We start from the raw sequence: 26,476 nt of genomic DNA on the forward strand, positions 1-26,476 counted from the left end.
TCGCTTAGCTTAATTTTTTATGAATAGCATCTACCATCGCATCAATGAATAATGGATGCGTATTTGGCATAGCTGGACGATAGTATTTCGCCCCTAGTTCATCACAAACAACTTTACATTCAAAATCATTATCATATAAAACCTCTAGATGTTCTGTTACAAAGCCAACTGGTGTGTAAACGAATGAACGGAAGCCTTTTTGCTCGTAAAGTTCACGAGTTAAATCTTGAACATCTGGACCAATCCAAGGCTCTGGTGTTTGCCCTGCTGATTGCCAGCCTACTTCTACATTTTCTACACCAGTTGCTGCTTGGATTAAACGAGCTGTCTCGATTAATTGGTCTTCATATGGATCGCCCAACTCTTTTATTTTCTCCGGAAGTGAATGGGCAGACACAATTAAACATGCTTTTTCACGTTCTTCTTCAGACATACCATTAAATGTTTCGTTCACTTTATTTTTCCAATATTCTATGAATTTTGGTTCATTGTACCAAGATTCTACTGAAGTAATTGTTAAACGATCCCCAGCCGCTTCTGCTGCTCGTCCATTATAAGATTTTATGGAGAATGTTGAAAAATGAGGCGCCAATACAATAGAAACCGCTTCATTAATACCTTCAGCTACCATCTGTTCTACAGCATCTTCGATAAATGGATGAATATGCTTTAAACCAATAAATAATTTGTATTCTACAGCATCTTGAACTTCATTTAATCGTGCACAAAGGGCTTCTGCTTGAGCTTTTGTTGCAGCAGCAAGTGGTGATAACCCACCAATTGCTTCATAACGACTACGTAAATCCTCTAAGTGCTCTTGTGATGGTTTACGACCATGACGAATATGCGTATAGTAAGGTTCTATATCTTCTTCTTTATAAGGTGTTCCATATGCCATTACTAACAAGCCTTTGATTTCTTTCATTACCCTTTTCACCTCTAAATAATAGTTTAAAAATATCTTTTCTTATCAAGAATAATATGTGGTAAAAAGAAGCCGTCCAATTTATTTGGTTGGACAGCTCCCTTGCTGTTTTGTACAGAATGTAGTATTCACAGACAAGATTTAGTCAAAGCTTCTTAACTTTAAGAGCGTGCTTGGATTTGTTGAGCACTGTAATCATGAGTAAGAGCTGTTAATCGTTTCAATACCTCTGGATCTACGTCTGGGAATACACCGTGTCCAAGATTAAAGATATGTCCAGGCATTTCTAAGCCTTGATCAATAATATCTTTTGCACGCTTTTCTATAATCGACCAGTCTGCAATTAATAAAGATGGATCTAAGTTACCTTGTACTGGTTTAGTAATACCATTTGCTCTTGCTTCTTTAATCGGTAGACGCCAATCCAAGCCAACAACGTCAATCGGTAAATCATTCCACTCTTTTGCCAAATGGCTTGCACCAACACCGAACTGAATAAGTGGCACATTTTCTTTTTTCAACTCAGCAAAAATACGTGTCATTACTGGTTTAATAAAGATACGATAGTCTTCAACATTTAGAGCACCTACCCAAGAGTCAAATACTTGTATTGCCTTTGCTCCCGCTTCGATTTGTGCTGTTACGTAAGAAATAATCATATCTGCTAATTTATCCATTAATGCAAACCAAGCTTGTGGCTCTGATACCATAAATGATTTTGTTTTATTATAGTTTCTTGAAGGTCCACCTTCAATCATATAGCTTGCAAGCGTAAAAGGTGCACCAGCAAAACCAATTAAAGGTACATTTAGTTGCTCTTCTGTTAATAATTTTATTGTTTCCAATACAAAAGGTGTCTGTTCCTTAGCATTAAATTCGCCTAATTTTTCCACATCAGCAACTGAACGAATAGGATTGGAAATAACAGGACCAACTCCTGCTTTGATTTTCACATCGACACCGATACCAGGGAGAGGTGTTACAATATCCTTGTATAAAATAGCCGCATCAACATTATAGTTTTCTACGGGTAAACGCGTTACATACGCACAAAGCTCAGGTTGATGTGTGATTTGCTCTAACGAATATTTTTCTTTAATCGCACGATATTCTGGCTGAGAGCGTCCTGCTTGTCGCATATACCAGACAGGTGTATGTTCTGTTTTTTCCCCTCGTGCAGCACGAAGAAGTGTATCATTAAATGTTGTCATGAATAGTTCCTTCCCCTCGATAAAATTCATATCGTATCAATTTCGCCTTGGCGTAATTACGTCCGGATTTTGTACCTGCACAATTCATTCCTTTGAAAATCCGTGACATCCACCAGAGGCTTTATCTTCATTCAGTAGGTGTTTGAACACCCAATGAAAAGAAACCAAAACCGCGTTCATCTCACCACATGTAGAAGTGGGAGCCTTCTGTATGCGCCGCTTTGCTTTCGATACAAAAAACATTTTCTGAATGAAGATAAAATCTTTAGTTTATTCCTTTATTATTGATATCCGTTTTCAATAGTAAACGCTTCCTTAGCAATTGTATAGTTTTCCACATGAAATGTCATAAAATTGTTCTTTCTAAAAGGTTTCTTTTTTGACAAAGCTATAGACTTCCACTTAAATGGAGATAATCAAGCTATTAGTCAGAGCATTCATAAGGAGGGCAAATTTATGTATATTTATTTAACTTCAGGTACAGGAGATTTTTTAGAACAAGTAAGAAAAAAGCACCAAAACCAGGAGATGATTCTAATACATGGGGAAGGGAATTCTGTACTTATACATGAAACTGAAGGAAAATCTGTATTTGCCACACCACGTAAGTTTGAAGTATTAGATTCAGTAAATAATTTAGAAGAGCGTGGATTTTTTGTTTTTAATAATATTCCTGTTACAGATGAAGGTCGACCTGTTTTTGAACATCGCTTTTTAAATCGTGCACGTGCTATCGAGGATGAACCGGGTTTTTTAGCATTCCGACTACTTCGACCGTTAAATAGCGAAACCTATATTGTCATGACACAATGGAATGGCCCACATTCATTTGAAGCATGGAAAAGCTCAAAAGCATTTAAATCAGCACATGCTGAACGGGAAGAACCAACTGGTGTACGTCAGCAAAATATATTTTCAGCTGCTTCCTATATTACAACCTATAGTGCTACCCCAAAAGAAGAAGACGAGGAGTAACATTCGTTTTACCACACTGTTTTTATCTAGAATAATCTAACCTAAAATCCAAGGTAGGAGTGGACATGGTACACACCTTGATCAAACTACCCAAGGAAACTTGTAATGTTTTTGAAATGGAGACAACAATCTTAGAGGAAAAGCCAGGCACATTTTTCTTTACAGGAGCCGCACCTCATACGCCAGCTCCTCACCATCATCCGTGGTGGTGGTAAAATATTATTAATAGCATCTTGATTATCAATTAATCAAATAATTTACCAATATTAAGTTATTGTTAAGCATTCAAAAAGTCCACGTAGACATCTACATGGACTTTTAATTAAGGCTTAGAAACCTTCGACGTTATTTCACTGACAACAATAATAATGACAATTCCTATATAGAACATTGGCTGCATCACACTACATATACCAACAATAATAGCTTGAGTAATCATCGCTAAACGGACAATTTGTTGAACGGCTGCCTTGCGCACATGATCAGGCAATGGGTAGAGCATGTCCATACGAAATTCTCCACTTGCCAATAAGGCTTGCTTTAACTGGATTGTGGACGCAAAGCTTAATGCTCCTACAACAATCCATGTCACAATAGGAATATCGACAAACGCTGCAATAACAGCAGAAATCACTGTTAAACGAAGCCATAAATAAAAATGATCATCTGTACGTACAAAAGTGCGGAACACCAAATATTTTTGTGTGTTCTTCTTCTTATAAGGAATAAATGTATACAACCAATCAAGCCATGCTCTTCGGCGAATGATTCCTCTTAAATGGGGCACATCTGTAAAATAATTTGCAAAACGATAGAAGCTCATCATACGATTTTGCTCTAGCTCAACAAAATGCTCGTATGGCACAGGCTCATCCTTACATTTTTTTCTGAATATAAGAATGTAAATACAGCCAATAACAGTTACAACAATTGCTAATAGCAATTGAGCTTGGAGCGCCATGTAAATAGCCACACCAAATATAATTGCTCGGATTAGTCTGTCCACCCAAATAAGTTTGCCACGTTCACTATAACGATAGCTAAATTCGCCTTGAACACTAAAAAATTTCAATACGATAATTAGTACAAACACCGCCCAAATTTCAATTGTTGTTAAATCAGTAACGGCCTTAAGTAAAGGGATACTTACAATATAAACAATCGCAACAATCCAAACCTGAGACCAAAATGTCCATGCTAACGCCTTTTTAAAATACTGTGACATTTTTGATTCTACAGGTAATAAATACACTTGGTCTGGCTCTCTCAAAAGCGAAGTAGGTCGACTAAAAGCTAATAAAATTCCTACGATTACAGCAATAACTATTTCTGCTGGAAAATCTATTTGCACGTTTTTTAGCCATTCACTATATTGATAGCCTCCTGCTCCAACAAGAAATACGAGTACAATCGCGATATGCCCAGTAAAAATAAATTGCATATACTTTTGTACTTCTCCGATATAATGCATGAAGCGAGAAGACCATACATCACGCAAGTTCTTCATGGTCCCGCTCCTTTGTCATAGCAATATATAATTCATCTAATGTCGCGTGTGGCATAGCAAAAGCATGACGTAAATCATTCATCGTTCCCTGTGCTCGAACACGACCCTCATGCAATAAGATGATTCGATCACAATGCTTCTCAGCTGTCGATAAAATGTGAGTGGACATTAATATAGAAGCGCCCTCTTTTTTCTTTTCATCCATTTGATCTAGCAATGATTGAATGCCAAGGGGATCAAGCCCCACAAAAGGCTCATCAATAATGTAAAGACTTGGATTAACTAAAAAGGCACACATAATCATCACCTTTTGACGCATTCCTTTAGAAAAATGCGATGGGAACCAATTCAATCTTTTCTCCATCCGAAATTCTTTCAATAATAATTCCGACCTAGCTGCAAGCGTTGCCTCATCTAGGCCATAAGCCATTGCCGTTAATGCTAAATGTTCCCTTAAAGTTAGCTCATCGTATAATACAGGCGTTTCAGGTATATAAGAAAATGATGTACGATACTTGTCCGTATCCTCCTTTAATGTAACACCATTTAATCGAATATCCCCTTCTTTGGGAAGCATTGTACCAATAATATGCTTAATCGTTGTACTTTTCCCAGCACCATTCAAGCCAATTAAGCCAACGAGCTCCCCTTTTCCAATAGTAAATGATAAATCTTTAATAACAGGCTTTCTTGTGTAGCCACCTGTCACATGCTGTACCTCTAATACTGACATGACCTCACTCCTCTTCTTGTTTTATATTTTATCAAAAATTAGCAAATGATACAGTTATGAGTGTGATAGAATGTAATTACATACATAAATGAAAGGGGAAATCACGAATGAGCGATTGCCTATTTTGTAAAATTATTGATGGATCCATTCCAAGTACAAAAATTTATGAAGACGACCATGTCTATGCATTCACAGACATTTCACCTGTTGCTAAAGGACATACTTTATTAATTCCAAAGCATCACTGTCAGGATTTATTTGAAATGCCAGAGGAAGTAGCACGAAATCTTTATGCTGTAGCACCTAAAATTGCCAATGCTCTCAAAGCTGCATTTCAACCGATTGGCTTGAATACAATTAATAACAATGGAGCCGCTGCTGGACAAACTGTGTTTCATTATCACTTACATTTTATTCCGCGTTATGACGAAAAAGAAGGTCTAGGTTTAATTTGGCAGACACAAAAATATACACCAGAGCAATTGACTGAAGTTGCAGAAAATATAAAAGCACATCTTTAAAATAAGAAGGATTAATTTTCAGAATAGTGCCTTGCATTTTAATTTTTTTTATCGTACAATCACAAATAAGTTTCGCTAACGGTCAAGAGGACACGTTGGGAGACAAATAGATTAGCATAGTTGAGGAGAGATTAGAAATGAATACAAAGAATCTAGTTTTAATGGCACTCTTAGTGGGTGTCGGTGCGGCACTTTACGTAGTCACACCAGGTATGGTTAATGGCATGAAGCCCGATTTCATGCTAACAATGATGTTTATCGGGATATTACTGTTCCCTACCATGAAAGAAACATTTTTGCTTTCTTTAGCGACAGGTGTTCTATCAGGATTATTTACAACATTTCCTGCTGGTCTTGTTCCAAACATTATCGATAAAGCTGTTACAGGCTTTGTCTTTTTAGCAATTTTAATCACCCTGAAAAAATTGGCAAACAATTTTGCTATATCGGCTATCTTAGTGGGTGTAGGAACAATATTATCTGGTACGGTATTTTTAGCAGTAGCACTTTTTGTGTTCAATGCCAATGTTGGTGCAACATTTGCTATGCTTTTTGTAGGTGTTGTATTACCCGCTGTAGCATTTAATGTTATTGCTTTTGCGATAATTTATCCAATTGTCGTTAAATTAGTAAAGCGTTCTAAATTTAACACAGCTATTTCTCAAATTTAATATAAAGTACGAACCTTTATTTTGAGATAAAAGGTACTTTCAACTACTAAAGAAGCTAAAACGTGATAGAAAATCACTCGTTTAGTTTCTTTTTTCTTTTGGAATATGTGTAATTCGTGGTTTAATAGAGATAATATGATTATTACAGAAACGAGGTATTTCAATATGAAAGCAAAACCATTTTTATTTGGACTAGTTACTGGTATTGTTGGTGGAACAATTGCTGTACTTTTTTCTACTCCTCAATCAGGCAGACAATTACGCACTAATTTGCGAGAAAATGCTGAAATCACAAAGGGCAAACTTTTCGAAGTTAAACATCAGGTTGATAATGTTAAACAGTCAGTTAATACCTTAACAAATGAAGTCAAAAATAATATACCGCAAATAATAAATGAATTAAAACAAACAATTACTACATTTACAGATGAAATCGAGCCTACAAAAAATAATTTACAACAAGAAATAGAGGCATTACAGAATACAATAAGCGAAATCGAGAAAAACGTTGCACAAATCACAGAAAAGGAGAAAAAACCACAAGAAAAAATAAGCGACTAAAGTCCCTATAAATAAAAAATAATTCTATTTTTTTATCATATTTAAATCATAAAATATTATTATTTAACCACTTTTCAATTATTTAATTTTTCTAACTTTAAACTTTTTTTCTTTATTGCTATAATATTTTTAAAATGTTAAAGAAAGCAGTAGGTGATGGCTTTGTCAGAGGAATTATACACACAAAAAGAGGCGATGCTTTATAGTCAAAGAATTGCGCAATTATCAAAAGCCTTATGGAAAGCGGTTGAAAAGGATTGGCAGCAATGGATTAAACCATACGATTTAAACATCAATGAGCATCATATTTTATGGATTTCGTATCATCTAAAAGGGGCTTCGATTTCCGATGTAGCAAAATTTGGCGTGATGCACGTTTCCACAGCATTTAACTTCTCTAAAAAATTAGAAGAGCGTGGATTCCTGAAGTTTTCAAAGCGTGATGACGACAAACGTAATACGTATGTTGAACTAACTGAAACAGGCACAGAACTAATTATTGAAATGAATAGCAATTATCATAATACGTATCATTCTGTCCTCGAAGGTTCATTAGCTTTAAAAGACTTATATGGCCGCTTTCCAGAATTTTTAGATGTTATGGCTGTTATCCGCAATATATATGGAGAAGACTTCATCGATATTTTCGAACGCTCCTTTCAACACTTCCGTGATTCCTTTGACAAGCTAGAAGAACGTTCAACTGTAAAAGGATAAAGCGAAACTAATTTGTAGGAATTGTTTCTTCTCCTGCTAATTATAAGTCAAGCAATTGAGGAATAACGTTCAGTAAATAGCGATCTGGAGTCGTCTTACGAAACGTTTAAAAATCATGTTAAAGGAGGTATTTCAGAAAATATTTCTGAGATACCTCCTTTTTCTTGCATTCTAACATAAATCAATTTACATTAAATAGGACCCTTCCAATTATGGAGTTGATAAAGCATGCACTGTTGGAAAATATTAAATCTTGAACATCATTACGGTACAACGCGTATTATAATAATGTCTGTCTTTGTGTTTTTAACCGTCTTTTCCCTATCTTATGTAACATTTAATTTATTTAATGATGAACACTATACTGATCATTTATTTTGGTTATTTGTTATCGCTGTATTTGCCCTTTATCCAATTCATAAATGCTTTCACTTTCTAGCATTATATGATTTACGACAGCATTTAACATTACGGATGCGTTCACAATTTTATGTAATTCCTGTTTTACATATGCGGATACGTGAACCACTCTCAAAAAGTCGTTATATTATAGCACTTCTTACACCATTTTTCGTGCTTAATACAGCCATTTTAATAGGTACACTTTTATTACCTGCCTACACACATTACGGCACATTGCTTTTAGCTTATCATTGTAGTTTATGTGTAATTGATATTCTCTATGTAAAATACTTATTGAATTCACCTAAGGACTCTCAAATTGAGGAGACACCAAAGGGCTATGAAATTTTAGTACCACCTACTATTCATTAAATTGCTTGTACTTGTGTTTTATTGACGTTTTTTGTTATGCTATTACTATTGAAAGAGGGGAGGAATAGACTTGCTATTAATGATCGTAGTTCTATTCTCGGTATTCTATTTATTTCAAATAAACCGCATGACTTATGCACTGTGCATGCGACGTGAAATTCCCGAAGAAAACCAGCCAAAAATATTCCGAACTATAAATATACTTATTACAATATTACTTGTCTCATTTTATATTGAAATTTTATATGCAGTATAGTTAAAAAATTGCATCTGCACCCGTCAGCAAAAAGAGGTAAGTTTGACATCTCGTGTATCAACATTTACTGACCCAAGCGTGGGTGCGAATGCCTTTCATTGTTAAGAAAAGCTAAGGACATTACACCCTTAGCTTTTCGCCATTTTATTAATTAGTATAGGAATGCTGCACCAACGATAATTAATAAAATAAACAACACAACTAATAAAGCAAAGCCTGAGCCGTAGCCGCCACCGCCGCCATATCCTCCGTTGCTCATAACTTCACCCCCTTTCTTTTCTATATCCTATGCGCTTCAAAAATGGAAATATAGGCTATGCTCAAGGGGGAACCATTTTGTTTTTAAAACGTTTATGTTATAGTAAAAAATGGACGAAAACCATGTTAGGAGAGAATATCCACAATGAAAAAGACTGTATTATCTTTAACATTAGCCGCCTCTGTTTTAGCGCTTGGAGCTTGTAGCGGAGGGGACAGTAAAACGATTGCAACATCAAAAGCCGGTGATATTTCAGTAGCTGACTTTAATGAAAAAGCGAAAACTTTAGCAGGTTCTCACGTAATTCAACAAATGTTGACTGAAAAAGTGTTAGCTGACAAATATAAAGTAACAGATAAGGAAATTAAAGAGGCTTATGACAATTACGAAGCTCAGTTCGGTGATAATTTTGATCAAGCTCTTGTTCAATATGGCTTAACAAAAGAAGGCTTTAAAGAATCTTTACGTGTTCAGCTTCTTTCAGATAAGGCTTTAAAAGAAAAAGCCTTTAAAGAAGAAGATATAAAAAAATATTATGAGCAGATGAAAACAGAATTAAATGCTCGTCATATTTTAGTGGCTGATGAGAAAACAGCTAAGGAAGTTATCGACAAAATTAAAGGCGGCGCTGCTTTTGCGGATGTCGCAAAAGAATACTCCACTGATACTGGTTCTGCCGCAAAAGGTGGAGAGCTTGGGTGGTTCTCAGCCGGTGCAATGGTTGAGGAATTCAGTGACGCTGCTTATGCTCTTCCTTTAAATACATTAAGTGAACCTGTAAAATCAAGCTTCGGCTACCATATTATTGAGGTTACGGACAAGCGTGATGTAAAAGGTGTAGGCTCATTCAAAGATGAAGAAGAAAACATCCGTTCACAAATGATGGCTAAATTAGTGAACACAGGTGAAGATCAACAAGTTCTTAAAGATATTATTGCTAAAATGGCTAAAGAAGCTGATATAAAAACATCTGATAAAGATTTAGAACCTGCTATAAAGGCCCTTACAACTACAAGTGAGGAACAAGCTAAAGCAGCTGAAGAGGCAGCAAAAAAAGCTGAGGAAAAAGCGGCTAAAGAAAATAAAGACAAAGAAGAGAAAGCTGAAGATACTGAAAAAGAATCTAAATAGTCATTCTCTTATTAAACGAAAAGGGTTACGCTTGTATCAGCGTAACCCTTTTTTCATTCAATAGATAGTTGGCTTATAAAACGATCGATTATCAAGTGGGAATAATCTTTCTGTAAATTCACCAGGAGTTGTTTTACCAAGTGCTCGTGTTAGCATGTTCATCTTTGCATCAATATTATCAATATAATGCAAAATTTCTGCTTCCTGAAGCATTGGCTTTTTGGGACTACCCCATTCCTCTTTGCCATGATGGGATAAGACCATATGCTGCAATAGCATAACCTCTTCTCCCTCAATTTCTAGTTCACTAGCAATCTTAGCAATTTCATTTACCATAATCGTAATATGACCAAGTAAATTCCCTTCAACAGTATACATTGTTGCAACTGGGCCAGAAAGCTCTACTACCTTACCAATATCATGCAAAATAATGCCAGCAAATAATAAGTCACGATTTAACGTAGGATATAAATCAGCTATAGCTTTGCCAAGTCTCAACATGGATACCATATGATCAAGTAAGCCTGAGGCATAATCATGATGATTTTTTGTCGCTGCTGGAAATACTAAAATAGCATCCTGATGTTTTTTAATAGCTGCACGTGTAATTCTTGAAATATGAGGATTTTTAATTTCAAAGAAATATTGTGTTAATTCTTCATATAGTTGTTCTTTAGGTGTAGCTGAAGAAGGAACTAAATCATCGATTGCAATTCCCTCCTCTGGTTTAGCTACGCGAATGGATTTTATTCGTAATTGATTTTTCCCACGATAGTCATGTATTTCGCCACCAACACGGACAATAGCCTCGGCATGATACATTTTTTCATGGTCTTCATTTGTATCCCACAGCTTTGCCTCAATATCTCCACTTTTATCTTGTAATAACAACGACATAAAGGGCTTGCCAACCGTTGTAACCCCTTTTGTCGCTTGTTTAATTAATAAAAATTGATCAACTGCTTCTCCAACCTGGAGCGTCGTTATTCCTTTCATGTTGACGCCACTCCCCTTTCATTTGCTAATGCGCTTATATCGACAATTTGATCTTTGTGCCAATATTTAAGCATCGTGTCATGACAAGTAAAATATAGAATTTGGCGTTCATATCCTACTTCTTTCATTAATTGTACCATTTTGTCTGTTCGGATTCGATCAAAATGGACAAAAGGATCATCCATAATAAATGGAAATGGTGCAGAAGTTGAAAGTGTTTTTGCTAGTGCCATACGTAGTGAAATATAGGCTTGTTCCTTCGTTGCCTGTGATAATTCGGCCATATGATAATGTAAGCCACCAGCAGCATCCTGAGCGACAAAATAGCCAGCATCGTTAATGAATAGCTTCGTATAACGACCACCAGTTAATAAACAAAAGATCGAATTGACCTCTGTTAAAACATAAGGTAGCTTCTCCTCTCTTAAGCTGAATAATGTTTCATGAATAGCATTAGACAATGCCTTTTTTGTTGCCCATTGCCCTATCAGCTGCTGCAGGATAGATTTCTCTTGCTCAAAATGCTGAATTAATTGACCATAATTCTCATCATTTAGAAGATGCTCCTTTTGGACTTGGAGTGTAGCACGTTGCTCTAAGCAATGATCGATAGCTAACTGACTCGCATCCTGTTCCGCTTCGAGAATCTTTAATCGTTCACTCAACTGGCTATCATGCATCAATGCCTCATTGTTCGATATATCCAGTGAAGCAAGTTGACTTTTTATTGTTAGGAGTTCAGCTTTGAATTTCTGCTGTTGTTCAAATTGCTCATGTGTCTCGTAGTACTCCTTTTCTACTTGAACATTTGCCTCATTAAATAATTGAGCAATTTGTGATTCAACGTTTTCTATATGAGATTCTATCCCTTGAATATTGACAGTAAGATTAGTCAATTGCTCTTTTGTATGCTGAGTCATTTGTAGCTCTTGCTGTATAGTAAGGAATGTAGTACGCAAATGCATAAAAATTTCTTGCTCACTGTACTCCGCCTTGAGAGCCTGTTGTAGCTGCTCATATAACTCACGTTTTTCCACCTGTATCGTTTGTAAAAGGTTTCTTGTACTCTTTCTTTTTGCCTCCAGCTCTTGCGCTCCCCGTATTCGCATAAAAAGCTCTGGTAACAATGTTTTTGCTATATTCCCCTCTAAACGAAAACGCCCTAAAAATTGTTGCAGGGATTGAGTTGCTGCCTCACTCATCCTTTCAGCCTGTTGAATTTTATATTCTAGCTGTACATATTGATGTTCTTTTTCTTGCTGCTGCTCGTGTACCTGCAACAAGCGCTCCTCATGCCTTTGTTTTTTCAACAGAATCGTCTGAGCAATATTTTCTTCCTGCTCTAATTCGCGAATTTGCTGATTGGGCTGCCTCGATGCTTTACTTTCATCTCTTGAGAATTTCAAATATAAAATAAGGAATAAAGCGATAGCTGCTCCTAAAACGATGACAGCCATGTTTTTCTCAAAAACACCATATATAATTGAACAAATACTTATAGCTAATAAAATCCATATTACAGCACTGGATTGTTTCTGCTTTGAGCGCTGTGACCTTACATGACGGTATTGCTCAAGTTTACGTTTACGTTGTGGCCACTGTGCTAAAATATGTTCTTCTTCTGCTGTTAATGCCTCTTGTTGAAGACGCTGCTTATGCTGGGCAATTGAATCTAGTTCAATGTGTATTTGCTCTAGGGAACGTAAATGAAATTTTAACTCTTCCTCCGCTTCCTCTAGTAGACTTAGTTGTTGCTGAAATTGCTCCTCTTGCTGCAATGAGACCGTCTCCTCAAGGAGCTTCAACTGTGCTTCGCTTTCCTGTACACCTAATAATCGAAACTGTGCTTCTATTTCTTGCTCTAATAAATATAAATCATCCATTAAGTTTTGTTCTTTTACAATCAACTGATTCCATGTTGCTTCCTTATTCAAAAGTCGAGACATTTCATGAATAGCTTGCTCGTCCACAGTTAATTGCAGTTTTTGCTGTAGTTCTTGGTACTGTTCTTTTTGCTGTTGCAATTGCAATGTTTCGTGCATTAGCCGATCCTTTAATTGCTCATAGCGCCTTATTCCCTCTGGTGGAAACTGCACATGCTCATAATTTTTTAATGTTTGCTCCAGAGCCTTCTGCTGTTTCATAAGGGGCATTGCCTGCTTAAGAATATTGAGCTGCTGCCAATTCTGTTGCTGTAGTTTTTGCTGCTTATACAAATCTTCAAGCTTTTGGTCAAGCTGCTTTAATTGCAGCAATTTGTCCTCAAAGCTTTGAATATTGCTCTGCTCCTGTTTAATAGTGCGCTCAAGTTGCTTTAATTGCTCTAACTTTTGATTAATAATAGGTATCTTGCCCGACTTTTTAAAAAGATCCCCAGCCTCTTTTTCCATTTTCTTTTCAATAGTAGACAATTGCTGAACACCTGTTGTTCCGGAAGCAATCAACAAATGCGTTAACTCCTCCTCAGACATTTTCTCAATACCCTGTAATTCGTGTAAAGAAAAGGAGAAAATTGATTCAAAGGATGCCCTTGAATAGCCATAAAGTAGCTTTGCTAATAGCTCATCCTGTCCAATTGTGCCATCTTCAAGATAAACCGTGACCTCTCCGGTTGCCTTTCCTTTAACACGCTCAATTGTACATTGTCCGTATTTTGGGTGCCAAACTGTCAGCTGACCGCCAAATCTAGTTGATGTTTTCGGTTCATATTTGCGTTGTGTTTGTTGCTTTGTAGGAAAACCAAAGAGCAATTGTAAAATAAACTGTTGAATGGTTGTTTTTCCTGCCTCGTTCATGCCATAAAATATAGTAACACCGTCAGATAAAGAGATTGTGATATTTTCATGCTTCCCAAAACCGTATATTTGGATTTGTCGTATCACTAGCATGTCATTCACGTCCTTTGAATTTCTTCTGCTAATAATTCCTGTGCATTGTGCATTAAGGCTTTAATGTCCTGTTCTGTTAAAGGGTCGATAAATCTTGCTCCACCTGCATGTTGATATAGGTCCTTTAATATATCCTTCCAGGCTGAGATATCCCATTGCTCCATTAAATTCGCCACAGATTTAGTTGCAGCAGTATGTTCGTACAGTGTTGATGAAGTATGTAGTACTAGCTTCTGTACCCAACACATTGGTTCAATCCCCTCTTCCGCCTCTCGTATAGTTTCTAGCCATGCATCCACAGTAGCATGTTCAAATAAAGAAGATGCGTGTTCATCAATGTTTTTTAAATGAAGTTCCACAACAGATGCCCCGTAGGCTTGTCGATTGAGTGAAAGTGCTTCCTCACATTTTTTTAAAAGTTCATTTGCATGAAACATATTTTTGCAATCTACCTCTACTGTGTTATAGACGACAGCTGATGTCGGTATAAAATCCAGTTCAACAGAGGCTTGCGATAAAGTGACATCATAAAAACCCTTAATCCCCTGTTCCTTACGATGTCGACTTTGAATATTACCAGGATACACAATAGGTGGATTTTGATGTAACAGCTGGCGTTTATGAATATGTCCTAAAGCCCAATAATGATAGTTTCTTTCAAGCAGCTGTTCCTTTGTGAAAGGTGCGTAAACTGCATGTGTGGTATCATTAAACTCACTACCATGGAGCATACCAATATGAAGTACATGTTGGTCAGAGGCAATAGGATAACTCTCAATCTTTGATTCCTTTACATGACGTTCACTATAACTAAAGCCATAAATATTCACTTGCTGTCCTCGTATATTTAGCTGAACAACACTCGTTTCCGCTGGCAATTCATAGACGTTACTTGGTAAGGCGAAGCGCGTCCAGGAACCATTTAAATGATCGTGATTGCCATAGCTTAAAATCACTGGTATATTATGCTGAAAGAGCTTTTCCATAGCCTCTTGGAATCGACGTTGAGCCTGTAAGCTACGATTTTCACCATCATAGATATCACCAACTATTAGTAAAAAATCAGGTTTCTCTTGTATAGCTTTATCAATAATTGTATTAAAAGCCTCAAAGGTACTTGTTCGAATTTTTTTAAAATTATGTTCAGGTAAACCAAATAAGCCCTTAAATGGACTATCTAAATGTAAATCCGCCATATGAAAAAAACGAATTGCAGACATCTAATCACCTCAAGTAATAAATAATTTGAACCTTTGTTGAATAAAATATCACCTTTGATTCAAACCGAATATTTGTTCTATTTTATCATACTTCTCATTAGATGAGAAATTTATTCAATATATCCCCTATTAAGATCGCCTTTAATTTTCCACAATTTTCGTAATTTATCAAAATTATTGCTAGATTTACCGTGAAGTTTATAAATCTTCTATGTATAATAGATATATATTTATATAAAAGGGTGGGGTGTAGAATGGAGAATTATCGTTTCACAGCTTTTGAAAAAACAGGGGAAACATTGTTCGATGAAACATGGACTTTCGAAAACGATGAGACTGCAAAAATTAACGGTCAACAACAAATCGAAGAAAAAGGTGTTGCCGATAAAACTCATCGCCTTGTCAACTCTTCTGGTAAATTAATATTATTCCATGTCTAAAAGTGACTAGTAAAAGGCACGTAGTAATAGCTCTACGCGCCTTTCACTATGTTGTTTCTATTTATTTCCCTGCAAAAACAGGTGTTCTCTTCTCAACAAATGCATGAATTCCCTCTAAATGATCAGTTGTTTTCCTCATAGCTGTTTGCCCCTCTGCCTCCATTGCCAAAATACTTTCTAATTGCGGTAAATTTTGAGCATGCAGTATTTTCTTAGTTGTGATCATGGATGCAATTGGAGATGCCAACATTTTTCCAACGAGTTGGTCAGCCACTGCAAAAACAGATCCCTCCGGAGCGAGGTAGTCAATTAATCCTGCTTCATGTGCCTCTGCTGCAGTTAATACTTTGCCCTCCCATATCATTTGCTTTGCCTTAACAGTGCCCACACGTTCCTTCATAAAGAAATGGCCACCTCCATCAGGGATAAGTCCAATACCAATGAAATTCATCGCAAGCTTACTATTTTCACAGGCCACAACGATGTCTGCTCCTAAAGCAAGACTAAAGCCTAATCCCGCAGATGCCCCGTGAATTGCCGCAATAACAATCATCGGTAGTTGATAATAGGCTTTTACAATGCGTGTTAAATAAACCATTGCCTCTCCAATATTAAGTGGTTTATTTGGATCTAGCATCGCCTTAATATCCCCACCTGCAGAAAAGACCTTCCCTTCTCCACGAATAACAAGCACCTGTATATCCTGCTCTTCTTGTAGTGCCTCAAAGCACTCTGCCAGCTCCCGCATCATCACATCATCCATCGCATTCATTGCCTGTGGACGATTTAACGTTAATGTTGCTCGACGCTCTAATTTTTCCAAAGTAATTGTTGAAAATTCCATCCTTGCACCCCCAAATATGAATAGACATTCACTATGTATTATTCGAGTTTTTTTAGAAAACTCCTCCTCTGTTACGCAAACTTGCATTTGATATGCTATATTAAAGGTCGAATATTGTTTAAAGGTGGTTAAGTATTGTGACACAGAAAGACTATCGTGTATTACTTTATTATAAATATATTACGATTGAAGATCCTGAAGCATTTGCTGAAGAACATTTAGCGCTATGTAAAGAAATCGGACTTCTTGGTCGTATTTTAGTAGGGCATGAAGGAATTAATGGAACAGTTTCAGGTACTATTGAGCAAACGGACGCTTATATGGAGCAGATGAAGGCTGACTCTCGTTTTAACGATATCATGTGGAAAATAGATGAAGCGGAAGGAAATGCCTTTAAAAAAATGCATGTTCGTCCTCGCCGTGAAATAGTACACCTTGGTTTAGAGAATGACATTAATCCTTTAGAAATAACAGGTGATTATTTATCACCAAAAGAATTTATGAAGCGCATGCAAGGGGACAATACCGTCATTATCGATGCACGTAATGATTATGAGTATGATCTTGGACATTTCCGCGGGGCAATTCGTCCAGATATCGAAAACTTCCGTGATCTTCCAGCTTGGATGGAGGAACATAAAGACCAATTTACAGGTAAGAAAATCTTAACATATTGCACAGGCGGTATTCGTTGTGAAAAATTCTCAGGTTGGTTAAAGCGTGAGGGGTATGGTGAAAGCGTTGCTCAATTACATGGAGGAATTGCCACATATGCAAAAGATCCAGAGGTAAAGGGTCAGCTTTGGGATGGGCAAATGTTTGTCTTTGACCGACGTCGCAGTGTACCAATCAATCAGGTTGAGCACGTGGTTATCGGACGAGATTTCTTCACTGGTGAGCCATCAGAACGCTATACAAACTGTGCAAACCCGGAATGTCATCGATTAATGCTTTGTGAAGAAAAGCATGAAGCATTTTATATGCGTAGCTGTTCAGATGATTGCCGACGTGCAAAGCGGAACTTCTTCGTTGTAGAAAATGGCTGGACACCTGAGCAGATTGAGGAACAAATTGCTAAAATAGCTCAGGTTCAAGCAGTTTAGTGAGTCATCTTAAATATTCTTATGATTTTTAACATCAAAAAAAGCATCATCCAATTTGCGGGTGATGCTTTATCGTTTTACGGATTGTTTTTATTTAGTACCTGAGTAGTTTTCTTTTAATCCCGAGCGGTTTTACCCTTTACCTGAGCGCTTTCCACCTTAACCCGAGCGATTTTGTACTTTACCTGAGCGCTTTCTTCCTGAACCTAAGCAATTTCTCACCACGACCGGGCTTTCTTCCAATTTCTTATTCTGTTTTAGCTAAGTAGCGCCCAACCTGTCGCCCACTGAATAAGCAACCTCCGACAAATGTTCCCTCTAAAGCACGGTAACCATGAACACCGCCACCTCCAAAGCCACTTACTTCGCCAGCAGCAAATAGACCTGGTACTGGCTGACCATCCATCCCGAGCACAGCGCCATCTAAATTTGTCTGTAGGCCTCCCAATGTTTTCCGCGTTAAAATATTTAAACGTACAGCAATCAGCGGCCAATTATGAGGATCTAATATCTTATGTGGCTTGGCAACGCGCACTAATTTATCCCCAATGTAATTCCTTGCTCCATGGATGGCATTAACTTGCAAATCCTTTGTAAATTTATTATCCATTTCCCGATCTCTTGCCATTATTTGTTCTTTAATTTTCATGAAATTAAGAAGCTCGTTACCGGCTAATTTATTCATACCATCCACTAATTCTTTTAAGTTATCCGCTATTACAAAATCCTCCCCATGTTCTTTAAAAGCCTGAATTGGAGCTGGCGGACCTGGCAAAATACGTTTAAGGACTTCTCCTATGCTTTTATTGGTTAAATCGGGATTTTGTTCAGAGCCCGATAAAGCAAACTCCTTTTCAATAATCTTTTCCGTTAAAATAAACCATGAGTACTCATGGCCTGTTTTTTGAATGGCTTCTAGCGTACTCAACGTATCAAAACCCGGGAAATTGGGTGCACTAAAACGATTTCCTTCTGCATCGAACCATAAGGATGACGGGCCAGGTAAAATACGAATTCCGTGATTGGGCCAAATCGGGTCCCAATTTCTTAAGCCCTCTGTGTAATGCCACATACGATCTCGATTCACAATACGCCCTCCCACATGCTCTGTAATCTCTAGCATTCTACCATCTACATAGGCAGGTACACCACAGACCATATTTTTAGGTGGTGTTCCCAGTCGTTGTGGCCAATTTTTTCTTACTAAATCAAAATTTGCTCCTATACCACCACTAGCTACAATTACAGCCTTGGCTTCATAGGTGAACTCACCTATTCCAATCCTTGAGCTTTTCTCACCACGGCTTGCATAACTTTCAGCTAAAATTGTCCCACTAATGCCGCCAATCTTTCCTTCATGTTGAATAAATTCATCTACACGATGTCTTGGTTTAAAATCTATAAAACCATCCTTTATTGCCTTATTTACTTTATCTACAAAAGGCTTGACAATCCCAGGTCCTGTTCCCCATACAATATGAAAGCGAGGCACCGAGTTACCATGACCTCCAGCTAATGAGCCTCCTCGCTCAGCCCAACCAACTACAGGAAAGAACTTTATGCCTAATGATTTTAGCCATTCATATTTTTCACCTGCTGCAAATTCAACATAGGCCTTTGCCCATTTAAACGCCCATGAATCCTCGTCTTCCAAGCGGTCAAAGCCAGCAGTCCCTTGCCAATCCTGCCACGCTAGCTCTTTACTATCTTTAATACCAAGTCGTCTTTGCTCAGGAGAATTCACTAAAAATATGCCACCAAAAGACCAATATACCTGTCCCCCCATTGAATTTTCTGGCTCTTGGTCTACCAATAATACTTTTTTCTTGGCATCTACTAATTCACACGCAGCGACCAAACCTGCTAACCCTGCTCCGACAATTGCAACATCATACAACATTTTACACCCCCAAAAATCGGTCATTCCTTTACTTACATTCTTCCCTAATAGTTCGTTTACCTTCTACTTTTTATATTTTTGACTAAAGTGTGACAAGAAAATAACGTTCGCCTTCTTCTTGAAAACATTGAAAATTTCACTCACTTCAGCAATCATCTCCCAATAAATTGCCATATAATTTTTCAGCTCGACTTTATCTCAAATGCCCATTTAACTTGACTTAAGACATTTCGTTAGCGCTTTCATTGTCCTCCCCTAAAAGACGAACTATAATTAAATAAAAACAACTAAAAGTTCGCTTTTTGGTATTTATCAGACTTTTGAAGTCAATATTTTTTAACTTTTTCAGAAATATTATTGACAAAGGTGAACAATAGGGATTATGATGATATCAAATTTAATTACGCAAAAATATAACGACGGAGACACGCTAGTCGCAAGGAAATCTCAAGAGAGCTGATGGTTGGTGTAAATCAGTGATTTCTACGATAATAGTTCCACTCCTGAATAGATAGGCAGAATATTTCAAAGTAAGCTTATCCGTCACATGCACGTTACGCATATAGCTAAGACTGCAAGAAATCTTTCAAGCAGTGATTAAGGGTGGTACCGCGAACCAATGTTTATTCAGCCTTTCGCCCCTTACAACGCAATAATTGTGTTTGTAAGGCGTGAAAGGCTTTTTTATATTCATTCAGAAAATCTTTATTGTACAAAAGCCAAATGTTTTGTAGCACGTATGAATAAAGATAAACCTTCTGGCGGATGTCACGGATTTTGAAAGGAGATTGTTTGCATGCTGTAAGATGTACGAATTTTACAAATTTCAAACTATCGAATATAGAAACTATTAAATTTTAATTAAAAGGAGCTAATTACAAATGACTACTGCAACAAAAACAATTAACGTATTTATCGCTGATCCACTAAGTGAAGATGGTATTTTCCCACTTCGTCAAGAACAAGATTTAGATCTTAATATCATTGTTGATACTGGTTTAGCCCAAGAGGAATTAATGGCAAAAATTGCTGATGTAGATGTACTATTAGTGCGTTCTCAAACAACAGTAACACGCGAAGTAATTGAAGCGGCTAAAAACTTGAAGTTAATTGGACGTGCTGGTGTAGGTGTGGACAATATTGACCTTACTGCCGCAACTGAGCATGGTATTATCGTAGTGAATGCTCCAGATGGTAATACAAACTCTGCTGCTGAGCACACTATCGCCATGATGACTTCCCTTGCACGTCATATTCCACAAGCATTTAACACATTAAAAAATGGAAAATGGGATCGTAAATCCTATGTTGGGGTTGAGCTTAAAAATAAAACTTTAGGTGTAGTAGGCTTCGGTCGTATCGGTGTGGAAGTAGCATATCGTGCAAAAGGTCAACGTATGAACGTAATGGCATATGATCCATTCCTAACAGATGAACGTGCAAAAGAATTAGGCGTTACAAAATCAACTGTTGAAGAAATTTGTGAACATGCAGATTTCATTACAGTACACACACCACTTCTTCCAGAAACACGTAATCTTATTAACAAAGAGAAATTCGCTATGATGAAAGATGGTGTACGCATTATTAACTGTGCACGCGGCGGTATTATCAATGAGGATGATTTATATGATGCTATCGTAGAAGGTAAAGTAGCAGGAGCTGCTCTTGACGTATTCGTATCTGAGCCAGCAACGGATCACAAGCTACTTACTTTACCACAAGTAATCGCAACACCTCACTTAGGTGCTTCTACAATTGAAGCTCAAGAATCTGTAGCTGTTGACGTATCAAACGACATCATTAAATTTTATAAAACAGGTACTGTAACTAACCCAGTGAACATGCCATCTATTCCGAAAGAATTGCTTGCACAAGTTGAGCCATTCTTTGAATTAGCGGAAAAACTTGGTTCATTCTTATCTCAAGTGACAACTGAGCCTGTAAAGGAAATCAATTTATCTTATGCTGGTGAGGTAGCAAACTATGATGTGCGACCATTAACATCAAATGCATTAAAAGGCTTATTATCTAAAAATCATGGTAACCATGTGAATGATGTAAATGCTCGCTATTTATCTGAGCGAATCGGCATGAAAATTAATGAACATAAGACTACAACAGCTAAAGGCTTCACTAGCTTAATTACGATTGAAATTAAAACAGCGAATGAAACACACACTGTAGCCGGTACTTTATTAAACGGTCTAGGTGCACGTATTGTCAAAGTAGAAGACTATGTTGTTGATGTGATTCCACAAGGTCACCTACTTTACATTAAAAACACAGACAAACCAGGTGCAATCGGTCGCGTAGCCACAAAGCTAGCTGAAAAAGATATCAACATCGCAACAATGCAGGTTGGTCGTGCACAGGTTGGTGGAACGGCTGTCATGATGCTTACTATCGACAATGTGGTAACAGAAGAAGATTTAACATTCGTCGCACAATTAGAAAATATTGATGAGGTAAAAGCGATTAGCCTATAATTTAATAGAGTTTATGGTAAAGGGCCTGAGTTAAATACTCGGGTCCTTTTTTATGTACTCACTCACTTAAAGACTTTATGAGTTTATAAATGAAGCAATGAAAGTGGTGTGATAATGTGAAGGATTTATATGGATTGTGTACAGGTATTTTTCAAACATATGCTACAGTCTATTTCTAGAAATAAGAAGAAGGTATCTTTTCGTAGTTCTTAGCCTTTTTCAGCAAGTGCGTTTTTTTTAGTTTAAACGATACTTTTTGCTAAGTCATTCGTCTTTAAAGAAAAGGAGGTGCAGAGGCTGGATGTTTGAAGAACAATTTTACCTACATAATCAAACCATTTTTAAATACTTATATTACTTACTCAATGATGAAAAATTAGCGGAGGATTTCACACAGGAGACATTTATGCGCTTTTTCAAATACCGGCAGACAATTAAAGAAGGTGCTGAACTTGCTTGGCTTAGGAGTACTGCACGAAATCTAGCCTACGATTATTACCGCCGCAAAAGGCTTATTCAATTTGTCCCTTTTTTAAATGATCATGAGGAACTTGAGCCGAACTTACCACACCAATGGCTCATCCAGCAGGAAGATGCAAAGAAGCTTTATCTTGCAATTAGTAAACTTAAGCTTACTTATCGTGATGTCATTATTTTACGTAAAATCGAGGAACTATCCATTCAGGAGACATGTGATGTACTAGGTTGGAATGAAGGAAAGGTAAAAAACACTTTAAAACGTGCACTTGTAGCATTAAAAAAGCAGCTTGGGGGTGAATTCAATGAAGAACTATGAAAAAACCTGGCGTCATTTACGTGATCTAAAGTTAACAAAGCAGCAGCAGGACAAAATACTGCATAATATTATTACACCTACTACAATAGAAAAACGAGCAATCAAAAAGGCTTGGAAAATGCCTGCAGTGTCCTTGCTATTTATCACAGTTCTTTCTATTTTAATTTTGTCCTTTATTCAAAAGCCAGTTAGCTCTCCGCTCACAACAGATACAAATAAAACAATTGCTAAAGTCTATGTACATACCAATGAAAACAAAGAAACCTTCATAGCAAAAGCATCGTGCCTTTATGTACCTCAGCAATGCTATATTAATAAGCAATTTTTATTCCAGTTACAAAAACAAATGGAGGATGCACCTACAGTTTCAGTAACAGCTCAACAGTGGGAAGCAAATGGTTACTTTAAACCTCAAGATTTGTTGGTTGTCTATTCAGACGGTACTCAGGAAAAATGGAAGATACTAAATAATGACACCTTCTTTAATGTTCAAACTGAGCTTGCCATTCAACCCGAAAAGGCGTTTGATTCACTAAAGTTTTATTACTATGACGATAAACGTTCAATCAAGATAATTCTAGGAAATATCTTTATATTACTTACGCGCTTCACACTTTGGCTAGCTAAAAAAAGAATGCCTCATACCGAACGACGCTTTTTTGCTGCTACAGTTGAACATGCCATCGCAAACGCTATTATGCTAGTATTGTTTGCAGGTATTTTATTTGCTATCTATTTACTGATGCATTCCATACACGCTACGATTATATACAGCTTATTTACGCTCTATTCTATTATGCAAATATACTATCGTAAAAAAGCAGGTGAACCTCGGGGATACCTAATAGCTAGCGCTATGGTTCAACTATGTATTGCCATTGCCTTTACATGGCTATATCTTGCATTTAATGCACACTTTTAAGCGAAAGTTTCGATAAAGTTTGAGTTTGTTTCGATATTTCTCCAAAAATTTCGATAAAACCTCAATTTGTTTCGATAAAGTGCAATTTTAATCAGTGGAGGGCCTCTTCGTCCCCCACTGATTATTTTCACTTTAACGCAATACAAATATTTTTTGCTTCTGTGAAAAATTCTAAGCTATGGTGGCCGCCTTCACGTCCTATGCCACTCTTTTTAAAGCCTCCAAACGGAGCTCGTAAGTCGCGCACAAACCAGCAATTTACCCAAATTGTACCTGCACGTACATCATGTGAAATACGGTGGGCACGCTGTAAATTTTCGGTCCAAACAACTGCATTTAAACCGTACTCTGTTCCATTAGCTATTGCAAGTGCCTCTTCCTCTGTATCGAACGGGATAATTGTAACGACAGGACCAAAAATCTCCTCTTGGCAAATGCGAGCTTGCGGATTTTCCTGTAAATAAATTGTGGGCTGTAAATAATAACCCGTACTTAAATGAGCTGGTAATTCAGGACGTTTACCACCATAAATAAGCGTAGAATTTTCATATTCAGCTATACTTAAATAGCTTGTTACCTTGTTATAGTGTGTTTCACTTACAACTGGTCCCATATTCGTTTTAGAATCTTGAGGATCACCAACAACCAATGCTGCAGCCGCTTCTTTAAAACGTGTAAGGAATTCATCTAAAATCGCTCTTTGTACTAAAATCCGCGATCCTGCTAAACAAACTTGACCGGAATTCATGAATGCGGCTTGAATCGATACGGGGATGGCTTTTTCTAAATTGGCATCTTCAAAAATAATATTGGCTGCCTTTCCCCCTAACTCAAAGGAAACCTTTTTCAATGAATCAGCACCGTTTTTCATGATTGCTTTCCCAGTCGTTGTTTCCCCCGTGAAGGAAATTAAATCAACTTCAGGATGTGTTGTCATAAATTCTCCAGCTGATTGTACGCCAAAGCCGTGGACAACGTTTACGACACCGTCTGGAATACCCGCTTGTTGTGCAATCTCCCCAAGTAACGATACAGTTAATGGTGTAATTTCTGCTGGTTTTATGACCGCTGTATTTCCTGAAGCTAAACATGGACCAAGCTTCCACGTTGTTAGCATAAACGGTAAATTCCAAGGAGTTATCAATGCCGCAACCCCAACTGGTTCATAGCGCGTATAATTTAAATAAGCATCGTCCATGGGATATACTTCACCGCCTTGCTGTTCCATAAAATCAGCAAAAAACTTCAAATTTTCCGCAGCACGAGGTATTTCACGTTCTAATGCCACTTGATAAGGCTTACCTACATCCAATGCTTCAAGGCGTGCTAACTCCTCTTTGCGTTCTAGAATAATTTCTGCCATCCGGCGAACTTTTGCCAAACGCTCGGATACAGGCATTGTACGCCATGGACCTTCTTCAAAAGCTTGCCGTGCAGCTTCACATGCCCGATCCACATCTTCAAAGCTTGCTTCATGAACTTTTGCAATAATTTCCTGGGTCGCAGGATTTTTCACCTTGAATAATGTTTGAGAAGAAGATTCTACATATTCTCCATTTATAAATAGTTTAACTTCTTTCAATTTCGTTTGTGTATTCTCCATCGTTGATCACTCCTTATTATTCATTTTGACGACGTTGGATAGACTTCCCTGCAATTCCCCAATGTGTACTTGGGATTTCATTTAAGCACACACGAACTGTTTCAAGTGGTGCCTCTAATACAGATGAAACGGTTTTGCTTACTTCTGCAATTAACCGTTCTTTTTGCTCTGGTGTCCGTCCATCAATGAATGTGATTTGAATAAATGGCATTACACCTTCCTCCTTTGCTATCGTTCTACTTGAACTGTTAACGCCTCCATACCGTCAAAGCTTACAGTAAAGTTATCCCCTGCATACATTGTTGCAGAGCCTGTTAATGCGCCACTTAGCACAATATCTCCTGCTCGAATATGTTGTCCACGAGCGATTAATTTATTGGCCATCCATGCAATGGCTCGTGCTGGATGCCCCATTACTGAACCTGCTGTGCTTGTCGCAAAAATCTCATCATTTTGTGTGAAAATACAGCCCATATTCACAAGATCCACTTCGTTCACCGCATATTTTTGCGAACTCACTATGTAACGCGAGGAAGATGAGTTATCAGCAATCACATCCGGTAATGTAAAATTGAAATTTAAATAACGACTATCGATAATCTCCATTGCAGGAGCAACATAATCAGTTGCTTCTAACACTTGTGCAACGGTTACAATCGGGCCACTTAAATCCTGCCTAAATACAAAGGCTATCTCAGGTTCAATTTTCGGGTGAATGAAAGACTTTAATGAAATCGGCTGCTTTGCATTTAACTCCATATTCGCTAACAGCACACCATAGGAAGGCTCGTGAACACCCATCATTTGTTGTTTTGCCTTACTCGTTAACCCTAGCTTTAGCCCCGAAATGGTTGTTTCCTCATACGTACACTTCAGTTCTATTAATTTATCTTGAATATTATAGGCGGTTTCCACCGTCAGCTCTGGATATTGATCAACAAACTTCGTAACTTCTGTCCTCTCTCTCTCTGCTTTATACAACGCATACGCAATTTGATCTAACGTATCAGTTTTCATCATCGCGCGTTCCTCCG

Annotated in this window: 26 protein-coding genes; 13 read left to right on the top strand and 13 right to left on the bottom strand. The window is 37.4% G+C overall.

The genetic code is table 11. The features are described from left to right. Window positions 1-4 precede the first annotated feature (4 nt). Together hemH and hemE are read right to left on the bottom strand one after the other, a co-directional pair. Window positions 5-925 carry a ferrochelatase gene (gene hemH / locus QNH24_RS21770; RefSeq protein WP_283869510.1) on the bottom strand — a complete coding sequence of 307 codons (921 nt, stop codon included), beginning with the start codon at window positions 923-925 and terminating at the stop codon, window positions 5-7. A 161-nt stretch (window positions 926-1,086) separates the two neighbouring features. Beyond that, window positions 1,087-2,136, bottom strand: coding sequence for a uroporphyrinogen decarboxylase (hemE, locus tag QNH24_RS21775; protein ID WP_283869511.1), 1,050 nt, complete (start codon window positions 2,134-2,136; stop codon window positions 1,087-1,089). Window positions 2,137-2,592: 456 nt separating this feature from the next. On the opposite strand from hemE, the gene QNH24_RS21780 reads away from it, so the two are divergent. Further along, window positions 2,593-3,111 (top strand): antibiotic biosynthesis monooxygenase family protein, encoded by a 519-nt coding sequence (locus tag QNH24_RS21780; RefSeq protein WP_283869512.1) that lies wholly within the window; start codon window positions 2,593-2,595, stop codon window positions 3,109-3,111. Window positions 3,112-3,433: 322 nt separating this feature from the next. On the opposite strand, the gene QNH24_RS21785 is transcribed toward QNH24_RS21780, so the two are convergent. After that, complete coding sequence (locus QNH24_RS21785) at window positions 3,434-4,618, bottom strand: ABC transporter permease (protein ID WP_283869513.1); 1,185 nt, start codon at window positions 4,616-4,618, stop codon at window positions 3,434-3,436. After that, window positions 4,602-5,351, bottom strand: a complete 750-nt coding sequence (locus QNH24_RS21790; RefSeq protein ID WP_283869514.1) for an ABC transporter ATP-binding protein — start codon at window positions 5,349-5,351, stop codon at window positions 4,602-4,604. The genes QNH24_RS21785 and QNH24_RS21790 overlap by 17 nt, the downstream gene beginning before the upstream one ends. 107 nt (window positions 5,352-5,458) lie before the next feature. Here QNH24_RS21790 and QNH24_RS21795 point away from each other — a divergent pair, with 107 nt between their 5' ends. From QNH24_RS21795 to QNH24_RS21820, 6 genes are all read left to right on the top strand, one after another. Then, window positions 5,459-5,872: an HIT family protein gene (locus QNH24_RS21795; RefSeq protein WP_283869515.1), complete on the top strand. Its 414-nt coding sequence runs from the start codon at window positions 5,459-5,461 to the stop codon at window positions 5,870-5,872. Window positions 5,873-6,009: 137 nt separating this feature from the next. Then, complete coding sequence (locus QNH24_RS21800; protein ID WP_283869516.1) at window positions 6,010-6,543, top strand: tryptophan transporter; 534 nt, start codon at window positions 6,010-6,012, stop codon at window positions 6,541-6,543. A 165-nt stretch (window positions 6,544-6,708) separates the two neighbouring features. After that, window positions 6,709-7,104, top strand: coding sequence for a YtxH domain-containing protein (locus QNH24_RS21805; RefSeq protein WP_283869517.1), 396 nt, complete (start codon window positions 6,709-6,711; stop codon window positions 7,102-7,104). Window positions 7,105-7,260: 156 nt separating this feature from the next. Continuing rightward, entirely contained in the window at window positions 7,261-7,821 is a 561-nt protein-coding gene (locus tag QNH24_RS21810) for an HTH-type transcriptional regulator Hpr (protein WP_054772008.1), read from the top strand. Between the two features lie 228 nt (window positions 7,822-8,049). Then, the gene (locus tag QNH24_RS21815) at window positions 8,050-8,595 is read left to right on the top strand and encodes a DUF3267 domain-containing protein (RefSeq protein ID WP_283869518.1); all 546 of its coding nucleotides are present in this window, start codon (window positions 8,050-8,052) and stop codon (window positions 8,593-8,595) included. A gap of 70 nt (window positions 8,596-8,665) precedes the next feature. Next, complete coding sequence (locus tag QNH24_RS21820) at window positions 8,666-8,851, top strand: hypothetical protein (RefSeq protein WP_008173337.1); 186 nt, start codon at window positions 8,666-8,668, stop codon at window positions 8,849-8,851. Window positions 8,852-9,002: 151 nt separating this feature from the next. Here QNH24_RS21820 and QNH24_RS21825 read toward each other — a convergent pair whose 3' ends face one another. Next, window positions 9,003-9,110 carry a YjcZ family sporulation protein gene (locus QNH24_RS21825; RefSeq protein ID WP_080647610.1) on the bottom strand — a complete coding sequence of 36 codons (108 nt, stop codon included), beginning with the start codon at window positions 9,108-9,110 and terminating at the stop codon, window positions 9,003-9,005. Between the two features lie 144 nt (window positions 9,111-9,254). On the opposite strand from QNH24_RS21825, the gene QNH24_RS21830 reads away from it, so the two are divergent. Next, window positions 9,255-10,241, top strand: a complete 987-nt coding sequence (locus QNH24_RS21830; protein WP_283869519.1) for a peptidylprolyl isomerase — start codon at window positions 9,255-9,257, stop codon at window positions 10,239-10,241. 57 nt (window positions 10,242-10,298) lie between these two features. On the opposite strand, the gene yhaM is transcribed toward QNH24_RS21830, so the two are convergent. From yhaM to QNH24_RS21845, 3 genes are read right to left on the bottom strand one after another with little or no spacing between them, the layout of a single operon-like run. Next, window positions 10,299-11,237: a 3'-5' exoribonuclease YhaM gene (gene yhaM, locus QNH24_RS21835; RefSeq protein ID WP_283869520.1), complete on the bottom strand. Its 939-nt coding sequence runs from the start codon at window positions 11,235-11,237 to the stop codon at window positions 10,299-10,301. After that, a complete protein-coding gene (locus QNH24_RS21840) occupies window positions 11,234-14,125 on the bottom strand; it encodes an AAA family ATPase (protein WP_283869521.1) in 2,892 nt (963 codons plus the stop codon). Before QNH24_RS21840 ends, yhaM begins: the two co-directional genes overlap by 4 nt. Window positions 14,126-14,130: 5 nt before the next feature. Next, a complete protein-coding gene (locus QNH24_RS21845) occupies window positions 14,131-15,345 on the bottom strand; it encodes a metallophosphoesterase family protein (protein WP_283869522.1) in 1,215 nt (404 codons plus the stop codon). A gap of 254 nt (window positions 15,346-15,599) precedes the next feature. On the opposite strand from QNH24_RS21845, the gene QNH24_RS21850 reads away from it, so the two are divergent. Then, window positions 15,600-15,785: a YhzD family protein gene (locus QNH24_RS21850; RefSeq protein ID WP_283869523.1), complete on the top strand. Its 186-nt coding sequence runs from the start codon at window positions 15,600-15,602 to the stop codon at window positions 15,783-15,785. Between the two features lie 61 nt (window positions 15,786-15,846). Here the strand turns inward: QNH24_RS21850 and QNH24_RS21855 are convergent, their stop codons facing one another. Next, on the bottom strand, window positions 15,847-16,629 hold the full coding sequence (locus tag QNH24_RS21855) for an enoyl-CoA hydratase (protein WP_283869524.1): 783 nt from the start codon (window positions 16,627-16,629) through the stop codon (window positions 15,847-15,849). A gap of 137 nt (window positions 16,630-16,766) precedes the next feature. Between QNH24_RS21855 and trhO the strand changes: the two genes are divergently transcribed. Then, window positions 16,767-17,732 carry an oxygen-dependent tRNA uridine(34) hydroxylase TrhO gene (gene trhO, locus QNH24_RS21860; RefSeq protein WP_283869525.1) on the top strand — a complete coding sequence of 322 codons (966 nt, stop codon included), beginning with the start codon at window positions 16,767-16,769 and terminating at the stop codon, window positions 17,730-17,732. Window positions 17,733-17,979: 247 nt separating this feature from the next. On the opposite strand, the gene QNH24_RS21865 is transcribed toward trhO, so the two are convergent. Continuing rightward, window positions 17,980-19,632 carry an FAD-binding dehydrogenase gene (locus QNH24_RS21865; RefSeq protein WP_283869526.1) on the bottom strand — a complete coding sequence of 551 codons (1,653 nt, stop codon included), beginning with the start codon at window positions 19,630-19,632 and terminating at the stop codon, window positions 17,980-17,982. Between the two features lie 881 nt (window positions 19,633-20,513). Between QNH24_RS21865 and serA the strand changes: the two genes are divergently transcribed. The 3 genes from serA (at window position 20,514) to QNH24_RS21880 (ending at window position 23,839) form a co-directional block, all read left to right on the top strand. Next, entirely contained in the window at window positions 20,514-22,121 is a 1,608-nt protein-coding gene (serA, locus tag QNH24_RS21870; RefSeq protein ID WP_283869527.1) for a phosphoglycerate dehydrogenase, read from the top strand. 301 nt (window positions 22,122-22,422) lie between these two features. Next, a complete protein-coding gene (locus QNH24_RS21875; protein WP_283869528.1) occupies window positions 22,423-22,917 on the top strand; it encodes an RNA polymerase sigma factor in 495 nt (164 codons plus the stop codon). Further along, complete coding sequence (locus QNH24_RS21880) at window positions 22,904-23,839, top strand: hypothetical protein (RefSeq protein ID WP_283869529.1); 936 nt, start codon at window positions 22,904-22,906, stop codon at window positions 23,837-23,839. Before QNH24_RS21875 ends, QNH24_RS21880 begins: the two co-directional genes overlap by 14 nt. A 127-nt stretch (window positions 23,840-23,966) precedes the next feature. Here QNH24_RS21880 and QNH24_RS21885 read toward each other — a convergent pair whose 3' ends face one another. From QNH24_RS21885 to QNH24_RS21895, 3 genes are read right to left on the bottom strand one after another with little or no spacing between them, the layout of a single operon-like run. Then, entirely contained in the window at window positions 23,967-25,442 is a 1,476-nt protein-coding gene (locus QNH24_RS21885; RefSeq protein ID WP_283869530.1) for an aldehyde dehydrogenase, read from the bottom strand. Window positions 25,443-25,458: 16 nt separating this feature from the next. Continuing rightward, window positions 25,459-25,653, bottom strand: coding sequence for a 2-hydroxymuconate tautomerase family protein (locus tag QNH24_RS21890; RefSeq protein WP_283869531.1), 195 nt, complete (start codon window positions 25,651-25,653; stop codon window positions 25,459-25,461). 17 nt (window positions 25,654-25,670) lie between these two features. Then, entirely contained in the window at window positions 25,671-26,462 is a 792-nt protein-coding gene (locus tag QNH24_RS21895) for a 2-keto-4-pentenoate hydratase (protein WP_283869532.1), read from the bottom strand. Window positions 26,463-26,476: the final 14 nt, after the last annotated feature.

This window comes from Lysinibacillus pakistanensis (assembly GCF_030123245.1).
GTDB classification, from domain to species: domain Bacteria; phylum Bacillota; class Bacilli; order Bacillales_A; family Planococcaceae; genus Lysinibacillus; species Lysinibacillus pakistanensis.

Coding starts and splice junctions, on each gene's coding strand:
- QNH24_RS21840 (WP_283869521.1), bottom strand. CDS start 14,125: ATGCTAGTGATACGACAAATCCAAATATACGGTTTTGGGAAGCATGAA.
- QNH24_RS21850 (WP_283869523.1), top strand. CDS start 15,600: ATGGAGAATTATCGTTTCACAGCTTTTGAAAAAACAGGGGAAACATTG.
- QNH24_RS21855 (WP_283869524.1), bottom strand. CDS start 16,629: ATGGAATTTTCAACAATTACTTTGGAAAAATTAGAGCGTCGAGCAACA.
- QNH24_RS21890 (WP_283869531.1), bottom strand. CDS start 25,653: ATGCCATTTATTCAAATCACATTCATTGATGGACGGACACCAGAGCAA.
- QNH24_RS21785 (WP_283869513.1), bottom strand. CDS start 4,618: ATGAAGAACTTGCGTGATGTATGGTCTTCTCGCTTCATGCATTATATC.
- QNH24_RS21875 (WP_283869528.1), top strand. CDS start 22,423: ATGTTTGAAGAACAATTTTACCTACATAATCAAACCATTTTTAAATAC.
- serA (WP_283869527.1), top strand. CDS start 20,514: ATGACTACTGCAACAAAAACAATTAACGTATTTATCGCTGATCCACTA.
- QNH24_RS21790 (WP_283869514.1), bottom strand. CDS start 5,351: ATGTCAGTATTAGAGGTACAGCATGTGACAGGTGGCTACACAAGAAAG.
- QNH24_RS21880 (WP_283869529.1), top strand. CDS start 22,904: ATGAAGAACTATGAAAAAACCTGGCGTCATTTACGTGATCTAAAGTTA.
- QNH24_RS21865 (WP_283869526.1), bottom strand. CDS start 19,632: ATGTTGTATGATGTTGCAATTGTCGGAGCAGGGTTAGCAGGTTTGGTC.
- QNH24_RS21800 (WP_283869516.1), top strand. CDS start 6,010: ATGAATACAAAGAATCTAGTTTTAATGGCACTCTTAGTGGGTGTCGGT.
- QNH24_RS21815 (WP_283869518.1), top strand. CDS start 8,050: ATGCACTGTTGGAAAATATTAAATCTTGAACATCATTACGGTACAACG.
- QNH24_RS21885 (WP_283869530.1), bottom strand. CDS start 25,442: ATGGAGAATACACAAACGAAATTGAAAGAAGTTAAACTATTTATAAAT.
- QNH24_RS21830 (WP_283869519.1), top strand. CDS start 9,255: ATGAAAAAGACTGTATTATCTTTAACATTAGCCGCCTCTGTTTTAGCG.
- QNH24_RS21795 (WP_283869515.1), top strand. CDS start 5,459: ATGAGCGATTGCCTATTTTGTAAAATTATTGATGGATCCATTCCAAGT.
- QNH24_RS21810 (WP_054772008.1), top strand. CDS start 7,261: ATGGCTTTGTCAGAGGAATTATACACACAAAAAGAGGCGATGCTTTAT.
- yhaM (WP_283869520.1), bottom strand. CDS start 11,237: ATGAAAGGAATAACGACGCTCCAGGTTGGAGAAGCAGTTGATCAATTT.
- QNH24_RS21895 (WP_283869532.1), bottom strand. CDS start 26,462: ATGATGAAAACTGATACGTTAGATCAAATTGCGTATGCGTTGTATAAA.
- QNH24_RS21805 (WP_283869517.1), top strand. CDS start 6,709: ATGAAAGCAAAACCATTTTTATTTGGACTAGTTACTGGTATTGTTGGT.
- QNH24_RS21780 (WP_283869512.1), top strand. CDS start 2,593: ATGTATATTTATTTAACTTCAGGTACAGGAGATTTTTTAGAACAAGTA.
- QNH24_RS21845 (WP_283869522.1), bottom strand. CDS start 15,345: ATGTCTGCAATTCGTTTTTTTCATATGGCGGATTTACATTTAGATAGT.
- hemE (WP_283869511.1), bottom strand. CDS start 2,136: ATGACAACATTTAATGATACACTTCTTCGTGCTGCACGAGGGGAAAAA.
- hemH (WP_283869510.1), bottom strand. CDS start 925: ATGAAAGAAATCAAAGGCTTGTTAGTAATGGCATATGGAACACCTTAT.
- QNH24_RS21825 (WP_080647610.1), bottom strand. CDS start 9,110: ATGAGCAACGGAGGATATGGCGGCGGTGGCGGCTACGGCTCAGGCTTT.